The 20,384-nt window shown below is 38.6% G+C and carries 17 protein-coding genes, 2 tRNA genes and 1 pseudogene; 7 read left to right on the top strand and 13 right to left on the bottom strand.

What is annotated here, in order from left to right; all coding sequences use genetic code 11:
• Nucleotides 1-22: 22 nt before the first annotated feature.
• The 4 genes from ftsY to ACA100_RS05335 form a co-directional block, all read right to left on the bottom strand.
• Nucleotides 23-1,618 carry a signal recognition particle-docking protein FtsY gene (gene ftsY, locus ACA100_RS05350; RefSeq protein WP_481078938.1) on the bottom strand — a complete coding sequence of 532 codons (1,596 nt, stop codon included), beginning with the start codon at nt 1,616-1,618 and terminating at the stop codon, nt 23-25.
• 113 nt (nt 1,619-1,731) lie between these two features.
• Nucleotides 1,732-2,823, bottom strand: a complete 1,092-nt coding sequence (gene mnmH, locus ACA100_RS05345) for a tRNA 2-selenouridine(34) synthase MnmH (RefSeq protein ID WP_481078937.1) — start codon at nt 2,821-2,823, stop codon at nt 1,732-1,734.
• Nucleotides 2,823-3,482 carry a DUF4377 domain-containing protein gene (locus ACA100_RS05340; RefSeq protein WP_481078936.1) on the bottom strand — a complete coding sequence of 220 codons (660 nt, stop codon included), beginning with the start codon at nt 3,480-3,482 and terminating at the stop codon, nt 2,823-2,825. The genes mnmH and ACA100_RS05340 overlap by 1 nt, the downstream gene beginning before the upstream one ends.
• A 59-nt stretch (nt 3,483-3,541) precedes the next feature.
• Nucleotides 3,542-4,438 carry an NAD-dependent epimerase/dehydratase family protein gene (locus ACA100_RS05335; RefSeq protein WP_481078935.1) on the bottom strand — a complete coding sequence of 299 codons (897 nt, stop codon included), beginning with the start codon at nt 4,436-4,438 and terminating at the stop codon, nt 3,542-3,544.
• Between the two features lie 202 nt (nt 4,439-4,640).
• Between ACA100_RS05335 and ACA100_RS05330 the strand changes: the two genes are divergently transcribed.
• The 3 genes from ACA100_RS05330 to ACA100_RS05320 all read left to right on the top strand — a co-directional run bounded on the left by ACA100_RS05330 (nt 4,641) and on the right by ACA100_RS05320 (nt 5,503).
• Nucleotides 4,641-4,717 (top strand) — tRNA-Asp (locus tag ACA100_RS05330).
• A gap of 25 nt (nt 4,718-4,742) precedes the next feature.
• A tRNA-Asp gene (locus ACA100_RS05325) sits at nt 4,743-4,819 on the top strand.
• Between the two features lie 270 nt (nt 4,820-5,089).
• Entirely contained in the window at nt 5,090-5,503 is a 414-nt protein-coding gene (locus ACA100_RS05320) for a C40 family peptidase (protein ID WP_481078934.1), read from the top strand.
• 126 nt (nt 5,504-5,629) lie between these two features.
• On the opposite strand, the pseudogene ACA100_RS05315 reads toward ACA100_RS05320, so the two are convergent.
• The 5 genes and pseudogenes from ACA100_RS05315 to fdrA form a co-directional block, all read right to left on the bottom strand.
• Nucleotides 5,630-6,985, bottom strand: a pseudogene (locus tag ACA100_RS05315) (IS3 family transposase).
• An 84-nt stretch (nt 6,986-7,069) separates the two neighbouring features.
• Nucleotides 7,070-7,999 carry an HAD-IIA family hydrolase gene (locus ACA100_RS05310; protein WP_481078933.1) on the bottom strand — a complete coding sequence of 310 codons (930 nt, stop codon included), beginning with the start codon at nt 7,997-7,999 and terminating at the stop codon, nt 7,070-7,072.
• Nucleotides 8,000-8,008: 9 nt separating this feature from the next.
• Nucleotides 8,009-8,944, bottom strand: coding sequence for an HTH-type transcriptional activator AllS (gene allS / locus ACA100_RS05305; protein ID WP_481078932.1), 936 nt, complete (start codon nt 8,942-8,944; stop codon nt 8,009-8,011).
• Between the two features lie 159 nt (nt 8,945-9,103).
• Nucleotides 9,104-10,366, bottom strand: coding sequence for a YlbE family protein (locus ACA100_RS05300; protein ID WP_481078931.1), 1,263 nt, complete (start codon nt 10,364-10,366; stop codon nt 9,104-9,106).
• A 12-nt stretch (nt 10,367-10,378) separates the two neighbouring features.
• Nucleotides 10,379-12,043 (bottom strand): acyl-CoA synthetase FdrA, encoded by a 1,665-nt coding sequence (gene fdrA, locus ACA100_RS05295; protein WP_481079105.1) that lies wholly within the window; start codon nt 12,041-12,043, stop codon nt 10,379-10,381.
• A 342-nt stretch (nt 12,044-12,385) separates the two neighbouring features.
• Here fdrA and ACA100_RS05290 point away from each other — a divergent pair, with 342 nt between their 5' ends.
• Nucleotides 12,386-13,687 (top strand): MFS transporter, encoded by a 1,302-nt coding sequence (locus tag ACA100_RS05290; RefSeq protein WP_481078930.1) that lies wholly within the window; start codon nt 12,386-12,388, stop codon nt 13,685-13,687.
• 204 nt (nt 13,688-13,891) lie between these two features.
• Nucleotides 13,892-15,052, top strand: coding sequence for a porin (locus ACA100_RS05285; protein ID WP_481078929.1), 1,161 nt, complete (start codon nt 13,892-13,894; stop codon nt 15,050-15,052).
• On the opposite strand, the gene ACA100_RS05280 is transcribed toward ACA100_RS05285, so the two are convergent.
• From ACA100_RS05280 to ACA100_RS05270, 3 genes are all read right to left on the bottom strand, one after another.
• Nucleotides 15,009-15,350 carry a hypothetical protein gene (locus ACA100_RS05280; RefSeq protein ID WP_481078928.1) on the bottom strand — a complete coding sequence of 114 codons (342 nt, stop codon included), beginning with the start codon at nt 15,348-15,350 and terminating at the stop codon, nt 15,009-15,011. The two genes, ACA100_RS05285 and ACA100_RS05280, sit on opposite strands and share 44 nt — an antisense overlap.
• Nucleotides 15,351-15,367: 17 nt before the next feature.
• Nucleotides 15,368-16,201: a hypothetical protein gene (locus ACA100_RS05275; RefSeq protein WP_481078927.1), complete on the bottom strand. Its 834-nt coding sequence runs from the start codon at nt 16,199-16,201 to the stop codon at nt 15,368-15,370.
• Between the two features lie 115 nt (nt 16,202-16,316).
• Nucleotides 16,317-16,802 (bottom strand): MerR family transcriptional regulator, encoded by a 486-nt coding sequence (locus ACA100_RS05270; RefSeq protein ID WP_481078926.1) that lies wholly within the window; start codon nt 16,800-16,802, stop codon nt 16,317-16,319.
• Between the two features lie 82 nt (nt 16,803-16,884).
• On the opposite strand from ACA100_RS05270, the gene ACA100_RS05265 reads away from it, so the two are divergent.
• Together ACA100_RS05265 and ACA100_RS05260 are read left to right on the top strand one after the other, a co-directional pair.
• A complete protein-coding gene (locus ACA100_RS05265; protein ID WP_481078925.1) occupies nt 16,885-17,619 on the top strand; it encodes an SDR family oxidoreductase in 735 nt (244 codons plus the stop codon).
• A gap of 104 nt (nt 17,620-17,723) precedes the next feature.
• Nucleotides 17,724-19,313 (top strand): peptide chain release factor 3, encoded by a 1,590-nt coding sequence (locus ACA100_RS05260; RefSeq protein ID WP_481078924.1) that lies wholly within the window; start codon nt 17,724-17,726, stop codon nt 19,311-19,313.
• A gap of 59 nt (nt 19,314-19,372) precedes the next feature.
• On the opposite strand, the gene ACA100_RS05255 is transcribed toward ACA100_RS05260, so the two are convergent.
• Nucleotides 19,373-20,341 carry a DUF2207 domain-containing protein gene (locus ACA100_RS05255; protein WP_481078923.1) on the bottom strand — a complete coding sequence of 323 codons (969 nt, stop codon included), beginning with the start codon at nt 20,339-20,341 and terminating at the stop codon, nt 19,373-19,375.
• Nucleotides 20,342-20,384 lie beyond the last annotated feature (43 nt).

The raw sequence follows: 20,384 nt of genomic DNA, 5'->3' as shown, positions 1-20,384 counted from the left end.
ACTCTCGACTGTATGACTGTAATTACTTTTGACTACTTGCTTGATCAACAATTGCAGAAACAAATCCTTCTGCCTCAAATGGACGCAAATCCTCAATTGCTTCACCAACACCGATAAAACGCACAGGCACTTTTAGTTTGTCAGCAATGGCAAAAATAATCCCGCCTTTTGCTGTGCCATCTAATTTAGTGAATGTAATCCCTGATAATGGCACAATTTCATTAAATTGTGTGGCTTGATTTAATGCATTTTGTCCTGTCGATGCATCCACAACCAACATCACTTCATGCGGAGCCATTTCATCCACGCGCTTCATCACACGATGAATCTTCGCCAATTCTTGCATTAAACCTGCTTGTGTGTGTAATCGACCCGCTGTATCTGCGATCAATACATCCACTTTACGTGCTTTCGCTGATTCCATTGCATCGAAAATCACAGATGCAGGATCAGAACCTTCTTTCTGAGCAATCACAGGCACATTATTGCGCTCACCCCAAACTTTCAACTGCTCAGCCGCTGCTGCACGGAATGTATCACCCGCCGCCAACATGACACTTTTACCTTCCATTTGGAATTTTTTCGCCAATTTACCAATCGTTGTAGTTTTACCAACGCCATTGACGCCAACCATTAAGATGACATAGGTTTTATGCTCATCATTATTCGCAATCAATGGCTGCTCAACAGGTTTAAGTATTTCAACCATCGACTTATGTAATGTCGATAACAACTCATCCACATTCGATAAATTTTTACGAGAAACTTCTTCTGTAATATTTTTGATTAACTTCTGTGTCACTTCAACGCCAACATCTGCCATCAATAAGCGTGTTTCTAATTCTTCTAGAATGTCATCATCGATCTGTTTTTTACCCACAAACAGATCCGCCAAACCTGATGTAATGCCATCACGAGTTTTCCCTAAGCGCTCTTTTAATCTTGAAAAGAAACCCGTTTTTGGCTTTTCTTGATGAACTTCTGTAAATGCAGGCGCTTCGATTGTTGCTTCAATATTTTCTTCAACAGCTTTTACTTCTTCAATGGCTTCAGGCACTGATTCAACAACCGTTTCTTGCTGTTCAACCTTCTCTTCCACAACTGATTCAGCAACAGCTTCTAGAATTTCTTCTTTTTCAATCTCTGCAATCACAGGCTCAGCCACAGCTTCTTCTAATGCCGCAGGTTGTTCTACAGTTTCTTCTTTAAGTTCTGGTGCGCTCGATGCTTCTTCTGCTACCACTTCAGTTTCTGCAACGGGAGTTTTAACCAATGATGCCTCAATCTCATCTTCCGTTTGCTTAACTTCTGCAATCGCTTCAGGCACTGATTCAATCACTTCTTCGTGTTGTTCTACTTTTTCTTCCACAACAGATTCAGCAACCGCTTCTAGGATCTCTTCTTTTTCGATCTCTGCAATTGTTTCTTTATGATCTTCTTGTAATTCAATGATAGGTTCAACGGTTTCAGCCAAGACAGCTGAATCCACAGCAATGTCATCGGCAACCGCAGGCTCATCAACCACTTTTTCTACAACTTCTTCAACCTTAGGTGCTTCTTCTACTTTCTTATCTGATTTAAAAAGACGAGAAAACCATGAGCCTTTCTTTTCTGACATGCCAATAACCTTCAACCAAAATTTAGGGGAAATTAAATGGCAAACATTTTATCAAATAATTCCCCAACCTGCTCAAATCACAACAATTCCTCGACAAATACCCACAATATTACCTATGAATAATGCCGAATAAAATCTTGCACACTTGAATAATCCCCACGAAAAACCACTCGTTCTTTCTTCTTATTGAGCTGATACTCGTACATTGGATCATAATACTCTGTTAGTAAAATCGAGAGCCAATCAAGATGCAAATTGATTTTTCCTGTCAACGCTTGTTGGATCAAACCATCTTCTAATATCTGTTGCAGTACAGCATAGCGACCCAATCCTAAGCGTTTACGCAGTGCAAATAAACCTTGCTTGAGATAATCACAATATTTATCCCAGCCTAGTTCTTCGCCATAAACTTCACGATATTTTTGTGACATTTCTACAAAATAAAGCTCAGAAATACGCTCTAGTCTTGGCTCTAAAGCTTCTTCCACAACAACAATTGGCGCTTTGCCCATTGCGATATAAAGCGCTTCGGGTAAATGAACCTTGCCAATATTACGACTTTCATCTTCTAACAACCAAACAGGCAGATGATTTTTCTGTACGAAATTAACTGCCAAAACGTTTTCAAACGTAGCTTGCGCAGGTTGTGCAGTAATGTTTTTCCCAAAAGCAGAGCCGTGATGATTTGCTAAACCTTCCAAATCAATCATTGCATCAAAATTCTGCAATAACTCTGTTTTGCCAGTGCCTGTATCGCCACTAACAATCAGCATAGGATGCTGCTCGACATCTTCCAGCACAGATAATAAATAGTTTCTTAATCCTTTATAACCCAAATGCACACGAGGCAATTCAATACCAATCTCTTTGAGCCAACTTTGCGTGAGTTTAGAGCGCATACCTCCGCGAGCACAATAGATCACAGCATCAGGATTTTGTTGATAAAATTTCTGCCATGCCGCAATTTTATGATCACGATTTTCCCCTGAGACTAATTGATGACCCAACTGAACTGCTTTATCTCTGCCTTTTTGCTTATAGCATGTGCCGACAGCAACGCGCTCTTCATCAGATAAAATGGGGAGGTTTATAGATGTGGGCAAATGCCCAGTAGAAAACTCAATGGGCGCTCTTACGTCGATGAAAGGCGCGCCATTGAGTATAAGAGAATGATAATCCTCTACGTCTTGATTGGAAGTTGTCATTATTGAACGATTTCTTGCTCTACTGCCATATCGTAAACCCAACGCTGATTCTCAGAACCTTTATTGTACTCTTTCAAGCGCAAACGATAAGCGATGCCATCTTCAGGAGAGAATCCTTCAATTGTGCCCTCAAAAGGTTGCCATGCTTCATTTTTATCATTGCGAATCTGTAAGCACTGCGCTTCTGGATTCGATGGACAAGGGACTTTTTCGTTAGACACATAAACAAAAATTCGTTCATACACTTCTGCTTTCACATCTTTATATTGCCCTTGATCCAATACCACTGGCATATAAACACTTGCTTTCTCATCTGTGATTGTACCAACCAAATATAAATGATTCTCTTGGCGAATCAATTTTGGCTGATTTTCTAAAAATGCATGGATACGAGCACTCATTTTTTCTAAAGGTTCGCTACATGCCATCAATGTACTTGCTAAATTGCGTGATGCTGAAAATTCATCCTGCTGATTGATTTCAAAACCACCGATGATCGTATTGCAGCCGCCTGTCACTGCAAAGCGTTTCTCATCCATATTCAACGTCAGTGAAACTGTATTATCTTCCGCAATATTAGCGATATTCAATGCCGCATAGGTTGTAGTCATAGATGATGCAATCAGCATCGCGCCCACTGCAAGAGATCTAGTTTTCATAATGACTTCCTCTAATTTTTATGATCAATCGTGATTGCAGATTTTAACAGAAATTCAAACTATTTTGACAAATTTACAACATAGCTATCTGAAGGCTGCCACTGCAATCTTTGTTGAGCATATTCAGAGGAAACTTGAAAATCTCCCCAAAATTTTTCAAAAAACTGAGTTTTACCCGCTAACTTCAATGATGCTTTAGCAATTAACTTTGGCGCGTAAAAGAGTTTAATAGGCACAACAGCCGCAACTGCAATGCCATTCATCATCTCGGTTGTGGACAAACTAATGTTATCCGCAATATTCATTGTTTCGTTACGAATTTCAGGCTGATGCAACAGCGCATTCAATGCGGATTCAAAATTACATAATGCCAACAATGTGCGTTGATTATTAATTTTATCCAATGGCAAAGGACGATTTTCCTTCACCATTTTCACATATTGCCCAAACTCATTGACAGCATCAATGTGATAAATCAATGGTAAACGCAGGATGATCAAATTCATCTCGCTATCTTTATATAATTGTTTCAATGCATCTTCTGCTGCCAATTTAGAACGAGCATAAGCACTTTTAGGCTTCAGAGAACTTGACTCAACCAATGGTGATTGACTGTCCGCACCATAAACATCTGTTGTGCTGATAAAAATAAAACGCTTCACATTAGATTCCATCGCAGCTTTTGCAACTTGCAATGTCATCGTAACATTTGCATTATGAAAATCTTCTTCACCACCAGAATTATGTGCACCTAAACCTGCAAAATGAATCACTGTATCCACTTTATCTGTAAGCTCAGACGTTGCATCTGATAAATCACGGACTAAATGATTCGGAAAACTCTCCTGCTGTCGACTTGTGGTCAATAAATAGGCATCGCTCGTTCTTTGTAAAAAACGTACCATGCGTTTACCCAAAAAACCTGATGCACCTGTGATTAAAATTGTTTCTGTCATATTGCAATGCCCGAAATACAAAAAAATTCAAATAAATAAAATGGTTAGCAATATTTCAATATGCTAAAGTGGTCGATTCAATGATAAACGCATAATCAACAAAACATATTTTTTGCACGATTATTGCTCTAATGGTAAAAAAGATGTGACAAGCAAATTTTATTATGTATAATGCAAATCCTTCTGAAGTTGAAGACACAACGGAGCGGTAGTTCAGCTGGTTAGAATACCTGCCTGTCACGCAGGGGGTCGCGGGTTCGAGTCCCGTCCGCTCCGCCACTTCTTCAAAACTTCCAGATCTCTTGGAGCGGTAGTTCAGCTGGTTAGAATACCTGCCTGTCACGCAGGGGGTCGCGGGTTCGAGTCCCGTCCGCTCCGCCAGTTAATAAAAAAGCTTGTTATTGATAAATAACAAGCTTTTTTATTGCCTAGAATATAGCTTTACATGCGTGTATATTTTACTGATAACAATAATGATTAGGTTAAATATAAGCATGAAATTCCTCTATTACATCATGGAGCATTCGCCTAGCAAGCCTAAGTAATGTTAGCCATGTTTCCATATATTTAGGCAATGAAGAAGTCGCAGAATCCATCGGCAGTGGCACAAGAATCATCCCTATACAACAAGCCATCAATGAATCCAATAATATGGCTGTTTTACGACTATCAGGCTTAACTTCCAATCATGCAAAAAAACTCCGCAAGTTCTCTGAGGACAATAACAACAGTGACTATAACTACAAAGGCATCATCATGCTCACACCATGGATGATTACTAAACGTATTTGCGAGATACCTTTAGCTCCCGAAACAATTCGTAATACTTGCTTAAAAACATTAGCAAAAGCTCAATTGGGCAAAAAACAAACTAACGGCTTCTTCTGCTCACAATTTGTCTTAGATGCCTATAATTATGCAGAAATTCCACTCTTCGATGGCGAAGCATCTTGGATAACACCTGCTGATATATTACATATGCGCACCAATGATGTTCCAACTTTTACTGCAACACAAAGATTAAAATATATCGGGCATTTAAAGCTCTGGCGCCCTATTAACTAAATATATAGAACCTATTCAAGCATAATATATTGCTATTAGCATGCTTCTTTTAAATAACAATGTCCATCAATACAAAAAAGCTCATCCTGATCTGAACTGACCCCATAAACTTGGACAGTTTATAAATTATAAAGACAAGGACTGATTTCGATATTCTATCGGACTCAGTCCTTTTAGTTTGAGCTTAATTCGATCATTATTGTAATAATCGATGTACTCATGAATCTCTTTCTCTAATTGATCGATAGATTCAAATTTTTTCACATGAAATAGCTCTGATTTCAAAACACCAAAGAAGTTCTCAATCACAGCATTATCATAGCAATTGCCTTTGCGTGACATGCTTTGTCTAACTTTGTGATCTTTTAAAGATTGTTGGTACTGTTTCATTTGATATTGCCAACCTTGATCAGAATGTAAAATCAGTTTCTTGCGTCCTTTCTTATGTAACTTTAAATGCTTCAATGCCTTATTCAGCATTTTACCCACCAACTCATATTTGGAGTTTTTAGCAACTTCATAGCTAATAATTTCCTGATTATATAGATCTAAAATCGGAGATAAATACAGCTTTTCACCGTTCACTTTAAACTCTGTGACATCTGTTACCCATTTTTGGTTGGGCCTTTGAGCCTTAAAATTACGCTTCAAAATATTCTTCGCTATTTTTCCAACTTTTCCTTTATAAGATTGGTATTTCTTCGGTCTTACTAAAGATTTAAGATTCAGTAATCGCATGATTCTTTGAACTTTTTTATGGTTAATGGGGAAATCTTTTTGTAATATCGCAGTGATGCGACGATAACCATATCGACCTTTATGCTCATGAAAAAGGGCTGTTATCCTTGCTTTAAGGCTTTCATCTGAATCAGGCTTAGCCAATACTGCCTTATGATAGTAATAAGTGCTTCTGGCTAGATTCATGATTTTCAGTAACGATGAATGCTTTACTTTGAGATCTTCTGCGATGATTGTTTGCGCCTGAGCGCTTCTTCCTTCTCGTCCAATTCCTGAAACTTTTTTAACACATCATTCTCCGCACGAAGATAGGCTAATTCAGCTTGAAGTTGATCTATCAACTTTTCTTGTTCAGTGCGATTATCAGGTTTTTTGGGCAATTTCATCTTTTTAGGTCTTCCTTTTTGACGTGGTTCAAGTGCACTCAAACCACCTTCTTTAAACAGAGTTTGCCATTCTAATATAGAAGTAAATGCTGGAATATTAAAATATGAAGCCGCTTCGCGGGCAGAGTAATAATGATCTGACATAAACTTCAATACATAATGTTTAAATTCAGCAGAATAAGATAGTTTTGTTGTTCTTGGCTGAATCCCTGATTGACCATGATATTGATAGGCCTTGACCCACTTTGTTAACGGTGGAATGATCAATATTAAAATGATCAGCTGTAGAGCTATATCCATTTCCTTTTTGATAAAACTTAACAACTTTTAATTTGAAATCAAAAGAATACTTCGCCATATAAAAACACCCCAAAGTTACGTCCAACTTTTGGGGTGCAGTTCAATCATAGAATGAGCTTTTTTATTTGAATCTATTAAAACATTAAAATGTACGATGACTCACAATAAAATCAGGCTGAATGCCAGATTCTTCGATGAAATCATAAGGATTACGTCCACGCAAGAAGCCATAATCAGCCATCAATGCTGTTTTCATGCCAAATGTATTCCCACCCAAAATATCTGTGTGCAATGTGTCACCCACCATCAATACACGATCAGGTTTGACATTACCGACAGTTTCTAAAATTTTATTAAAACTCAATGCATAACAAAGCTGAAATGGCTTACCAAAGAAATGTACATCCACGCCATCAATAGCTTTAATCTCTAGCACATATGTGCCTGGCTCCACAGTGAATGCACTCATCAATGGCGCACATACATCAGGATTACCAATTAAAACTGGACGAGGTCTTTTAGATAAAGATTCCAGCAACCAAACTTGCTTTTCAGCAGACCATTCCATTGTGCCTAAGAAAATAATTCCATCCACATCATCGACATTTGCTTCTGTCAAATACACAGATTTCACTTTCAATGTCGAAGGATCATAATCGGGCGCACCGATCACACCCCAGGTTTTACCTCGAGTACTTAAAGGATGAGAAGGGATAGCATGCTCAACCGCATTACGAGAAGAGACAACATTTTCAGGTGCAATGTTATAACCCCAACTAGGGTAACGTGCTGCATTTTTAGCCACAGGATAGGTTGCACCATTGGTTAAGACAAATGCATGTTTACCTTTTGCCATTAGGCCATTAATGATTTCTGGCATGCCTTCAATAGTATCAGCACCTACATTCAATACGCCAAAACCATCTAACAACAGCACATCAAACTCATCTGCAACATCTAAAAGAGATGTGATCAATCGACTCGCTTTTTGTGGCTGTGTAACTTCTGGGAACAAAACATCGGGACGATAATGATTTAAATAAATATCCCAATTACGTTCAAAATCTGACATTATTTTTCCTTAATTTGTATGACCTGCTGGTAAATCAATATTCTTCAATAAACCTTGAGCAATCGGATGATTCGCTTCAAATAAATCAATAATGGCTTGAACTGTTTTACCGCTAATTTCTGTATTCCAAGCCAACATCATTTTAGAAGGTACGCGATGAGTTGCGATCTGAATTTCCACCAATTCACCTTTTTCAACATAAGGCTGACAAATTGTTGTTGGCAAAAATCCGATGCCTAAACCTTTTAAATGGCACGCCACTTTAGTGGACATATTAGGTACTTTAATCTCTTTCTGCCCTTTCAATAACCATGCTGTGCGTTTTTGTATATTGCGCGCAGTATCTTCAACATTGATCGCTGGATATTTACGCAACATTGCTTCTGTAATCGGACCTTTATGTTGTGTCAAAGGATGATTCTTAGAAACAATAAACGACCAAGAAATTGAACCTAAATCAATAGATTCTATAACATTCGTCAATGATTCAGAACCTGGCGCACCAATGGCAATGTGATGATTGTCATACATTAAACGATCCCAAACACCCATAAAAATCTGACGAGAAATCGTGATCTGAGTTTGTGGGAATAAACCATTTAAGTAGACTAATAGTTCGGTAACAGCTTCAACATCGTACAACAAGTTATTGATCGTAATATTAACGCTAGGCTCAATACCATCATTAATCTGTTGAAGCTCTTTAGGCATATTTTCCAGCCACATAATCCATTCGCGGCATTGCTCTAATAAATGCTCGCCAGCTGCTGTCAACTCAACAGTTCGTGTCGTTCTATTAAATAGTTGAGCACCAACACTTTCCTCCAGCATTTTAATTCTGTAGCTAATGGTTGCAGATGTTTTATGCAAATTGCTAGCAGCTTTGGAGAAACTCTTCATCTCCGCCACTTGAATGAATGAACGCATCATTTCTAAATCAAGCATGGAACTTCCTTCATAATTCATCAATAATAACTTGCTAAAATACAATCTGCTACGTTTGTATGCAAGCTTCTCCATCAAACTTCGTGTAAATAATATAAAAAAGCCAGCGAGTCGTCACTCGCTGGCTTTAAAATGATCATTTAAAAATCAATAAAATGATTAGATACCATTTTTTTCAGCCAAAGCCACTAAGGCTTTTTCAAAACATGCTAGTGGCGCACGAACAGTACCTGCACCCACTTGACCAACACCTGGATCTTTATGTGCAATACCTGTATTGATTAATGGCGTAATACCTGTTTCCACTACTAAACGAAGATCTAAGCCCACCAACGCGCCTTGGAAATCCCATGTTGGAATTTGCAATGCCATGTTGTGATCCACATAAATTTCACTCATCTCTTCTGATGTTTCAACTGCCGCTTCAAATCCACCTGCACCGACAAAACGCGTTACACCAGGTGCCGCAATCATTGCACAACCGCCAACACCATAAGTTTCAGTAATTGCACTGTCACCAATGTCTGGGTTTGCATCATCTTGCGTATAACCTGTAAAGAACAAACCTTGCGGTGTATTAACTGGTGCTTCAAACCATTGATCACCTAAACCACTCACTTTGATACCAAAGTTACGACCATTACGGCTCATCACTGTCACGATTGTACCTGCTTCAATTTGTGCACCTGCATCCATTGCAGCTTTACAATAAGCCATCGTAACATTCAAAAAGAACTGATCTGTGATGCTCATGAAGTTAATCACTTCTGTAATCTGCTCTTTTGGATAATCCAAAGTAGAGATAATCGGTGATAATGTACGTGCCAATAATGCAGATGTTGCAATGTTACGCTGATGGAATTCATCGCCCATTGTTACACCTTGTGCCATATGTGCTGTGATATCTAAACCATCTTCCATTTCTGCCAATGCATCACGCAAGATTGGTCGCAAAGTATCACGCATCCAACGATGACGCACCTGAACTTCTTCGCCAAATGCACCAAAGCGCATCACTTTACCAATACCTTCGTTGATATTGCAATAAGCATAGTTATCATGCACTGCATTATAAACTTTGATCATTGGCATATTCGCTGATGTAATACCACCCATTGGACCAACTGCATTCACTGAATGACATGGAATGAATTCTACTTCGCCAGCATCCAATAATTTACGTGCACCAGCTTCATCTTCCGCCCAACCTTCAAAGATTGCAGCACCAACGCAAGCACCTTGTGCAGGGCCTGTCATATCTTCCCATTGAATTGGAGGACCTGCGTGCAATAACTTCTTGCCTTCAGCCAATGTTGGTACAGCTTCTTGAGCTGGAATAACACTTACCCAACGTGGACGCGCCGCTTTGATGCGCTCAACGACTGCTTGGTTCGCTTCATCAATTGTTGCAAAAGTTGTCATAATTAGGTCCTCTTATTTCAAATGTTTGAGAATATTTGCTAATTTTTTATTACCGCCCGCAACAGGCGCCCATTGATACTGTACAACTGGTGTTTGAGCTGCTTGAAGATCTTCAGCAAAGCCACGTAAACCTGCGTTGATCACTTTCACACCATCCAATAATGGATAAGGTTTCAACTCACCCGATTCTGCTCTTGGCGTAATCAATGCAAATGCTAACATTGCAGCTTCTGGTAAATTATTCACAACTGTAACGCCTGCTTCTTTCAAAATCGCAATTTCATTATCACGACCTTGTGGATCTTGATTTGTACCTGTGACTGTAGCAATGAAATTAATAGGTTCTTGGCGTTTTTCTTTCAATTTAATCACAGCTGTTGCAACTGATTCTGCTGGATTCTTCATAGAACCATAGCCCAACACAACATCCAACAACACAACGCCAATTTCAGGGCGCTTCGCTAACTTCATGATCTCTTCTTGACGAGATGATGGATCAATCATTGGATGTGGGCGACCAACTGTATAAAAGTCATCACCGAGATCCACAACTTTATGACCATCCGCATCTAACATTGTGCCTTTATCATGCTTAGCATCGATCTCTGCATTCAAGCCTTCCGCTAAAATTAATGCAATTTCTGCTGCTAATGTACCGCCTGTGTATAAGCCCAAGATTTTTCTATTAGGCACAGGTTTCATTGTTTCATAATCTTTTTCTACTTCTGATAATTCAGCGGCTAAACGCGCTGCTTTATCAATCGTATTGATCAAGTAAACATTGCCATCTTTTGGCTGATCGATTTTGCTACCTAAAAACAATGCCACAACTGGCTTATTAATAGATTTCATTCGCTGAATAATTTTTTGGCGCACTTCTTCTGCTGGTGGTTTCGATACAAAAGCGATCACTTTAGTATTTGCATCATTTGCCAACATATCCAAAGCTGTCATTGCACTTGTGCCACCGACATCCACAGATAGATCACGACCGCCCAAACCAATAGCGTGAGTAATGCCTTGCCCTTCTAGTGCAATCTGTGAACATAGCTCTTGAATACCTGTACCCGATGCACCCACAACGCCAATATTACCTTCAGGAATAATATTAGCAAATGCCAATGGAGAGCCTGCAATCATAGTTGTACCACAATCAGGGCCCATCACAATTAAACCTTTATCCGCTGCTTTTTGCTTTAAACGAATCTCATCCTCTAATGTTACGTTGTCTGAGAAGATCATCACGTTCAAATCACGATCCAATGCTGAATCTGTCAAGTCCGCTGCATATTCACCCGCAATAGAGATCAACAATGTATTGGCATCGGTCATTCTTTGTAAGGCTGAGTCCAAACGTCTCGCCTTTGGAATTCGTTTACCGCCACCACCTTGATTCTTTGCTAAGTTTGCTAATTCTTCTTCCAACGCTGCAACAATAACATCTACAATGCTTGAATCTGTTGTTTCTGCTTTAATCGCTATGCAAATATCATTAGGCGTTGCTTCATCAAATTCTGGGCTCCAGAAACCTGTTGCTTGTAATAAGTCTTTATTGGCTGGTGTTCCCATCATGACTGAAATTTCTTCGACATCAGGATGTTCACTTAGCTTGCGTGAAATCAACATCAAGCTAACTGAATCCTGAAAGCTGCCTTTCTTCACAAAAGAATGGATCATAGTTTGAGTACCTCGTTTAAATGTACCTAAATTTAAGTGTGCCATATCACAATTAGGATGTGGCATTGCACAATCAAAAAGTAACATGCTTCCCGAATATAATAGTGATAAATGTCATGAAATTCAGGCTGTTTTAAATTTTCAGTCAATGCTAAAAGATTGGCTTAAATTTTTTGATGAGAAACGCCGTGAAGATAGATTTCTTCGATCAATTGAAGGACATTGACAACAAATTTATTGCAATCTTTGAAACCTAACTTAAGTCAAATCTTTCTCCTTCGGACAACACTACATTGAGCATAGTTATCCCACTTAATGTTACGTTTTTAAGGAGAGCTTTCTATGAGTTCAACACAACAATCCCCAAACGTCAGTAGTAAATATTGGATGGTGGCTGTCGCCGTCTTTTTCTTAGGTTGGGTCTTTATCTATGCAGGTCGAATGTTAGTTAGCCCTGTCATGAGCGAGATCGGCAAAACATACGGCATTGGCGCTGCTGCTGTTGGCGGTATTATGAGCCTTTTCTATTTAGCCTATACAGGCTTACAAGTGCCATCAGGCATTGTGGGCGATATCATTGGTAGAAAACGTGTATTAGTCATCGGCTTCATGATCTACGCACTTTTTGTTGCAATGGTTTATTTTGCTAATTCATACGCAATGTTCATTATCTTTTGGATGATTGCAGGTGCTGCACAAGGTAGTTATTACGGTCCACAATATGCATTATCATCTGAAGCCATTCCGCCAAAGCATTTAGCCGTTGGCAGCGCGATCATTGGCGCTGGTATGTCATTCGGTATCGCCTTAGGTTATGAAGTATCAAGCCGCTCTTTCAATGCAGGTAACGATTGGCGAATGGCCTTCGTTTATATGGCAATACCAATCTTTGTTGTCGCTCTATTGATTTTATTCTTCATCAAAGAGAGAGTGAACAACGTTAATACAGCACAAACTGCCACAACGGAAAAAAAGAAAGGCATTACATTAGCGGACTTTTTATCTCTATTTAAACGCCGCAATCTTGTGATGGCTTACATCGCTATATTCTGTTCAATCTATGGCTTTTTCGTGATCATTACATGGTTACCGTACTATCTAGAAATGGAACGCGGTATGGATAAAGCTGTTGCGAGCCGTGTTGCATCTATAGTTCCTTGGTTATCCATCATCGGTACAATCTTCTTCAGTTGGGTTTCTGACCGCTTAGGCAAACGTAAAGCCGTTGCATTGTTCATGTTGCCTTTATCATTGTTATCCATCTTCGGTATCGTTTATTCGGGTAATTTAGACAATAGCACCACAACTTCAACAATCTTGGGCTTAGCAACCAATCCACAAAATATCTTATTGTTATGTGTGTTAGTGCTTTACGGCTTCATTGGTAAAATCAGCTTGAACCCAGTTTTATTGGCATTAACCGCTGAAAATGTACCGAAATCTCTATTAAGTACAGCATTTGGTCTATATAACTTCTTAGGAATGTGTGGCTCTATCTTAGCGCCTTGGATGACAGGTTTCATCGCTGAAAAAACAGGTAATTTGAATGCGAGTTTCTATGTTGCAGCGGCAGTTACAGTGATTGGTATTTTGGCATTATTGTTTGTCGATGAATCCAAAAACTTAAACAAGAAAACCGCGTAACGATAATTAATTTAACTGAATTATTCAGCCTTTCTGATGCATTTCAAAATGGCTTTTTTATGCACATCAATTTAAATATCATTGTTAATTTTTATTAATATAAGTTAATTCTTTTAAAGATAAAGACTATTCTTTATAATCGCCAAGCTTTCTCACAGCGACATTAGTCATTGATTCATATAACTAACTTAAATGAGAATTATCATGCATAGAAAACTTACTGCTCTCATCATATCCATATCTGCTTTAACTTCAGCGCATGCTGCCACAGAAATCTACGGATCATTACAACTCGGGATGACGCGATTAGACAAACAGGGTCTAGCCATTGAGGATTATGGTTCTTACATTGGCTTACGCGGCAGCGAATCTCTCGGTGAAGATACACAGTTAATTTTTAATTTACGTTGGGCTTTCAATGCTGCTGATGGCGTTGAAAATGGCGAAGGCTTTGAAAATGAAATCGCCATGATTGGCTTAGAAACATTCATAGGTACCTTTGCCATTGGCCGTATGGAAAACCCTTTTTATGATGTTGTCAAAGCTGATAGCGTTTCTGATGATTTTAATGCCTTAGGTTTATCTGCCAGTGCAGCAGCGGCAGGTGATATTTTGCTAGGCAATGCAGGATCAATCAATACATTTGATGCTGAAATCTGGGAATACTTAGGCAATGCTGCCATTTACACATCGCCAACCTTTGCTGGTTTAAGCTTCACAGCTGGAATAGTTGCTAGCAATGATGAGGAAATCTATGGCAACAATCATGGTGCTAATCTCTATACAATCAGCCTAGCTTATGAACATGAATCGGGATTTTACTCACGTTTGGGTTATTTTTCTGCGGATCTCGCGGATGATGCAAAACGCGCTTATAGTTACGGTGCTCAAGTTGGCTTTAGAACAGAAGATTGGGGAATCACAACCAATTATGCTTATGCTAAAAATAAAGGTGCAAAAAACTTTGGGATTGGCAATGCACATTCAGAGTTTTTCTGGGATCAAATCAAAGATCAATCAATCAGTAATAATGATTATAAACACACAGCCAAAGGTTGGGATATTGGTGCATATTGGGCATTTGGTTCAGATCATGACACAACATTGCGTGCAACTTATGGTCAAGCCACTGCAAAAAAACGTCACACAGGATTGGATAATCTCAATCACGCCATTCGAAATCAAGAAGATAATCGCTTGAAAACTTTCTCTATTGGATTGGAACAAGAATTATCAGAGCGCACAGCCATTTGGGTAGAATATCAACACAACGTTGTAAAACAGAAATTCGTAATGGATCAAGGCGTATCATCTAGAAAATTCAAAGATGATCAATTAAGTATCGGTATCCGCCACGATTTTTAATACAGATTTTCATTCTAATAAACCATTCTGATAAATTGAACTGCACCCCAAAAGTTGGACACAACTTTGGGGTGTTTTTATATGGCGCACTACTTACACCAGATATTCCAAATACACCTTTAGATACAATTTTAGATATATCGACCGTTGCCAAACGATATAAGTAGCCTTCCATATCATAAATAACATCGTAATCACCATTAGCAACATCAATCGCCTCAGCATATTGCTCTAATTCTTCTTGCGAATAATAAACACTTGCATAACCGTATTCATCTAATATCAATGGTAATCTCATAATGACTTCAATAAATCCTATAATTGCTGAGCAATATATCGATCAAGTTGTTCTTTAAGCGTTTTTCTCTGTGTTTTATCCATATCCAAAGAGATCAAAGATTGATTCAGTATTACAAAATATTCAGAAGTTGGATCATAAACCACAATCATATAACTTCCCGTTGCATCACTTAAAATGAATGGCATCACATTGCCTTGCTTTTTATTCACACCGAAATACATTTTTTGCAATTTCCCATGAATCATTAACTGATACATGACCGTGTTCTTTTTCTCCCACATTTTTTCATCAAAACGATACAAAGCAAGCTCGATATTGCCACGGTTCAACTCATCAAAAACGTGCCGACTGCGCGGTCTTCTAGTGAATAATATTAAAATCAATAACCAAAATAATAAACCACTCACAGCAATCCAGAACAACACAATCATTGCGCGAGCGCCCATCTTTTCGACCGCCAAATCCAAAGTAACATAATCAATATTATTCGGATCTCTTAAGGCTGTCACACTATAATCTCCATTTTTAAAAGAAAAAAATGAGATATCCTGAGGATATGTTTTACCTCCAACTTTCACTTTCACATTACAAGTGGTCAATACAATTAAATGTGATCGACATTTACCATCAATCTGAGCACTTACAAACTCTAATTGATCTTTAACTTTATAATCCTCGTAAATCTCTTTGGCTTGAAAAGCTGCAAATACTAGCAAACCCATCGCCATTGCAAATAGGACAAACATTGCTAACGCAGATTTAATAACACTGACAGAGAATTGAATTTTTGGCTGAGGCATTGGTAATAATGCTTGTAACTCAGGCGCACGCTTAATTTCATTTATCATAATTGACCTTTATTATTCATAATTATGGCAGGCATATTAACCCACAAAGCCCTTATAAAATAGCCATTATCATCAATAATACGCAACTATTAAAAACTGCATGAGCCTTAATTTTCTATTCTTTCAAATAACTTGGTGTTGCCGTAACTTTGTGCTTATTATTTTTTTGCATACTGTTGTAATGCTCTAAAACTTCGGGATTCAATACTCGCGTGCCTTCAATAAAATGTATCGACTCAGTTTTAGCTTCACAGGCCGATTCGTAATACCATTTCTTCCATTTCAAGAATGCTAACATTGTTTCTAGTACTTTAATTTTATCTTCTAAATCGCGTTCTTTTTCCGTAAAAAAATGCTTCCTATCTTCTAAAGTTTCATCGCCCATCATTGTCCATTGTACAAATTGACCAATCTCTTTAACAGGCACGTCAGATCGTTTTAAGCATTGAATCACTTCCAGATACTTCAAATCATTCTCACTAAATACTCGATAACCAGCACCATTTCTCTCTACAAATGGCAATAAACCAATTTTATCGTAATATCTCAATGTATCTGTTGTGATGTTTGTCATTTTCGAGACTTCACCGATGGTATACATTTTTTTATCCTTTTACTTGCATTGGAGTTAACTCCAAGGTGTATTCTCTCTTTCATTCCAAAAATATAAGGATGAATACAAAATGTCAAACAAACCATTAGTTGTGATTACAGGCGCAAGCTCAGGATTTGGTGCTAAAACTGCTGAAATGTTTAATCAAAAAGGCTTCCCATTACTATTGCTAGCGCGTCGCATCGAGAAAGTTAAAGATCTACCTTTGAATTTTGATAATGTCATGATCGAAAAAGTAGATGTTGCAGATGCCCAAACTTTTAAATCCGCCATTCAAAAAGCAGAAGCCATTTATGGACCAACTGATTTGCTGATCAATAATGCAGGTGTGATGCTTTTAGGCGACATCAGAACGCAAGATGAATCTGAATGGCAAACCATGCTTCAAACAAATGTCATTGGCGTACTCAATGGCATGAAAGCTGTTTTGGATGGTATGGTGAAAAGAAATGGCGGAACAATCATTAATATCTCCTCCATCGCTGGCTATAAAGCATTTCCTAATCATGCTGCTTATGTTGCCTCTAAATTTGGCGTTCATGGCTTAACAGAAACCATTCGTCAAGAAGTTGCAGATGCAAATGTTCGTGTCTCACTTGTTTCCCCAGGTGCTGCAGAAACTGAATTACTCACACATGTGACCAGCGAACAATCTCTGACGGATTATAATGCATGGAAAGAGAGCATGGGTGGATTAACATTAGATCCGATCAAAGTCGCTGAATCTATTGATTTCATCTATCACATGCCGCAAGAAGTGACCATTAGAGAAATCTCAATTACAGCGACAAGACAGCAGCCATAAAATTTTTTAAGCGTGATATGTTGCTGAATATTTATTAATTTGTTGTATCAAATCATGTAAAATGGTTGGTTTATTTAAAAGTTTATCAATAGGCAACATATTTTATGGCAGGAATGATTCAAGAGATGGAACGCAGACGCACGTTTGCGATTATCGCTCACCCTGATGCTGGTAAAACCACAATGACCGAAAAGCTTTTGCTATTCGGAGGTGCGATCAGCTTGGCAGGTACAGTTAAAGGTCGTAAGGCAGCGCGTCACGCAACATCTGACTGGATGGAGATGGAAAAACAACGTGGTATTTCCATCACATCTTCTGTCATGCAGTTCCCTTACAAAGAGAAAATGATTAATCTCTTGGATACTCCAGGCCATGAAGACTTCTCGGAAGATACTTATCGTACTTTAACAGCCGTTGACTCAGCTTTGATGCTCATTGACTGCGCAAAAGGTGTTGAAGAGCGAACCATTAAATTGATGGAAGTTTGTCGCCTACGTGATACGCCAATCATGACATTCATCAACAAGCTCGATCGTGAAGGTAAAGATCCGATTGATCTACTCGATGAAGTTGAAGATGTCTTAAAAATTCAATGTGCGCCTGTAACATGGCCAATCGGCATGGGTAAAGAGCTTAAGGGCGTTTACCACTTGATCGATGATTATGTCGCTTTATATGAAGTACATAAAGATGGCAAGAAGCATGATAGCCGTATCATTCAAGGTTTGGATAATCCTGAGTTAGATGAAGTTCTGGGTGCAAAAGCAGCTGAATTCCGTGAAGAGTTGGAATTGGTTCGTGGCGCAAGTAATGAATTCAATTTAGAAGATTATTTAGCAGGTAAATTAACACCTGTTTACTTCGGCTCTGCTGTGACAAACTTCGGTGTGCAAGAAATGCTGGATGGCTTTGTTAAAATCGCCCCGCCACCAAAAAGCCACGCAACAACAACGCGTGAAGTTGCACCATCTGAAGAAAAATTCACAGGTTTTGTCTTTAAAATCCAAGCCAACATGGACCCAAAACACCGTGACAGAATCGCATTTATGCGCATTTGTTCTGGCAAATATTCTCCTGGCATGTCAGCGCGCCATGTTCGTATCAATAAGAACATCAAAATTCCTGATGCTTTGACATTCATGGCATCTGAACGTGAGCATTTAACAGAAGCTTATGCTGGCGACATCATTGGTATCCACAACCACGGCACAATCCGCATTGGTGATACATTCACAGAAGGCGAAAACTTAGTTTTCACAGGGATTCCAGATTTTGCGCCTGAATTATTCCGCCGTGCGCGTTTGCGTGATCCATTGAAGATGAAGCAATTGCAAAAAGGTTTAGAAGAGTTGTGTGAAGAAGGTGCAACACAGTTATTCAAGCCACTCAACAGCAATGATTTAATCATCGGTGCAATCGGTGTACTTCAATTTGATGTTGTATTGAATCGCTTACAAACTGACTATAACGTCGATTGTATTTTTGAAGCTGTCAACGTAACAACTGCACGCTGGGTTGCTTGTGCTGATGCTAAAAAATTCGATACATTCATCAATAAATGCTACGACAATATGGCAGTAGATCACTCAGGTGAATATGTTTATATCGCGCCAACGCGTGTGAATTTAACATTAGCTCAAGAGCGTTATCCTGAGATCAAGTTCACAGCAACTCGTGAACATGGCGTTGGCTAATTAGCTCAACTGCATAAAACTAAAGCGCTTCTGTCGGATAGATTGAAGCGCTTTTTAGTTTACGGTCCTTTATCAGAAGGATCTTTTTTCAAGAAAAAATCTTCAAGCTCTTTACTTTGATCAATCCCATGCGTTCTTCTATTACTCACAAATTCAGAGCTTTTACTTAACTCATATATTCTACCGACATTTGTCTCTCTAAATTTTTCATATTCCTCAGGATATAACTTTTTAAACATCAGCATCCAACGTCTATCCAATCTCATGACCATTGTCAGCACTAAATATTCTTCAAATATTTTTGGATGTAATGCGGGATCACCTTCTTGAACATGTTGAATAAAATATTTAAAGCTCAATACTGTTAATTTTGCATCCAAATACTCAGGCTTAATCCTTTGTCCAAACATACCAAACAAAGCACAAACAAAACCAAGCAATATACAAGCCAGCCACATTGTCACTGCATTACTCCAATGTGCTGTTGTCATGGCAACATCGTTCCATGAAAAAATGAGCGGTACAGCACCAAAAACAAACCCTATTATGATTAAAAACAACATTAAGAAAAATCCTCCCACAGAGGATAAATCATTATTAGATGAAAATAGAGATGTTAAACCAACATAACTCAGCAGCCCGCCCGCTAATGGAAATAACATTAAAGCTAAGAAATAGCCCGAAGTTAATCCATAAAATGCCGCAATACAGCCCAATAAAATAATCATTAAGAATTGGTTCACCCAACCAAATGGTACATAATAAAATTCTCGCGAATAATTCAATGCACCATCATTAATGTCAGTTAAATCCTCTTCATCATATTGTTCCAATGCTTCTAAAAAATATCGCTGCCCTGTTGAGAGATATGCATTTTCTTTCTGATCTTTATTCAGCAAAATTTTGCTTTGGACCACATCGTAAGTAATCACGTTCTTCTGAGCCAAATCCACAACAAGCGCTTTTGTTAAATCATCATCCTTGCCATAAACTGGCCGAACTAAAGCCTGTAATTTAATCAAAGGCATATCTGGAGGTATCGTTGTTGGATGATGAATTTGGGGTATTTTA

It is taken from the genome of Wohlfahrtiimonas sp. XWW7 (assembly GCF_056716055.1).
This window is presented reverse-complemented; position numbering and strand designations above follow the sequence as displayed.

Coding starts and splice junctions, on each gene's coding strand:
- ftsY (WP_481078938.1), bottom strand. CDS start 1,618: ATGTCAGAAAAGAAAGGCTCATGGTTTTCTCGTCTTTTTAAATCAGAT.
- mnmH (WP_481078937.1), bottom strand. CDS start 2,823: ATGACAACTTCCAATCAAGACGTAGAGGATTATCATTCTCTTATACTC.
- ACA100_RS05340 (WP_481078936.1), bottom strand. CDS start 3,482: ATGAAAACTAGATCTCTTGCAGTGGGCGCGATGCTGATTGCATCATCT.
- ACA100_RS05335 (WP_481078935.1), bottom strand. CDS start 4,438: ATGACAGAAACAATTTTAATCACAGGTGCATCAGGTTTTTTGGGTAAA.
- ACA100_RS05320 (WP_481078934.1), top strand. CDS start 5,090: ATGGCTGTTTTACGACTATCAGGCTTAACTTCCAATCATGCAAAAAAA.
- ACA100_RS05310 (WP_481078933.1), bottom strand. CDS start 7,999: ATGTCAGATTTTGAACGTAATTGGGATATTTATTTAAATCATTATCGT.
- allS (WP_481078932.1), bottom strand. CDS start 8,944: ATGCTTGATTTAGAAATGATGCGTTCATTCATTCAAGTGGCGGAGATG.
- ACA100_RS05300 (WP_481078931.1), bottom strand. CDS start 10,366: ATGACAACTTTTGCAACAATTGATGAAGCGAACCAAGCAGTCGTTGAG.
- fdrA (WP_481079105.1), bottom strand. CDS start 12,043: ATGATCCATTCTTTTGTGAAGAAAGGCAGCTTTCAGGATTCAGTTAGC.
- ACA100_RS05290 (WP_481078930.1), top strand. CDS start 12,386: ATGAGTTCAACACAACAATCCCCAAACGTCAGTAGTAAATATTGGATG.
- ACA100_RS05285 (WP_481078929.1), top strand. CDS start 13,892: ATGCATAGAAAACTTACTGCTCTCATCATATCCATATCTGCTTTAACT.
- ACA100_RS05280 (WP_481078928.1), bottom strand. CDS start 15,350: ATGAGATTACCATTGATATTAGATGAATACGGTTATGCAAGTGTTTAT.
- ACA100_RS05275 (WP_481078927.1), bottom strand. CDS start 16,201: ATGATAAATGAAATTAAGCGTGCGCCTGAGTTACAAGCATTATTACCA.
- ACA100_RS05270 (WP_481078926.1), bottom strand. CDS start 16,802: ATGTATACCATCGGTGAAGTCTCGAAAATGACAAACATCACAACAGAT.
- ACA100_RS05265 (WP_481078925.1), top strand. CDS start 16,885: ATGTCAAACAAACCATTAGTTGTGATTACAGGCGCAAGCTCAGGATTT.
- ACA100_RS05260 (WP_481078924.1), top strand. CDS start 17,724: ATGGCAGGAATGATTCAAGAGATGGAACGCAGACGCACGTTTGCGATT.
- ACA100_RS05255 (WP_481078923.1), bottom strand. CDS start 20,341: ATGCCTTTGATTAAATTACAGGCTTTAGTTCGGCCAGTTTATGGCAAG.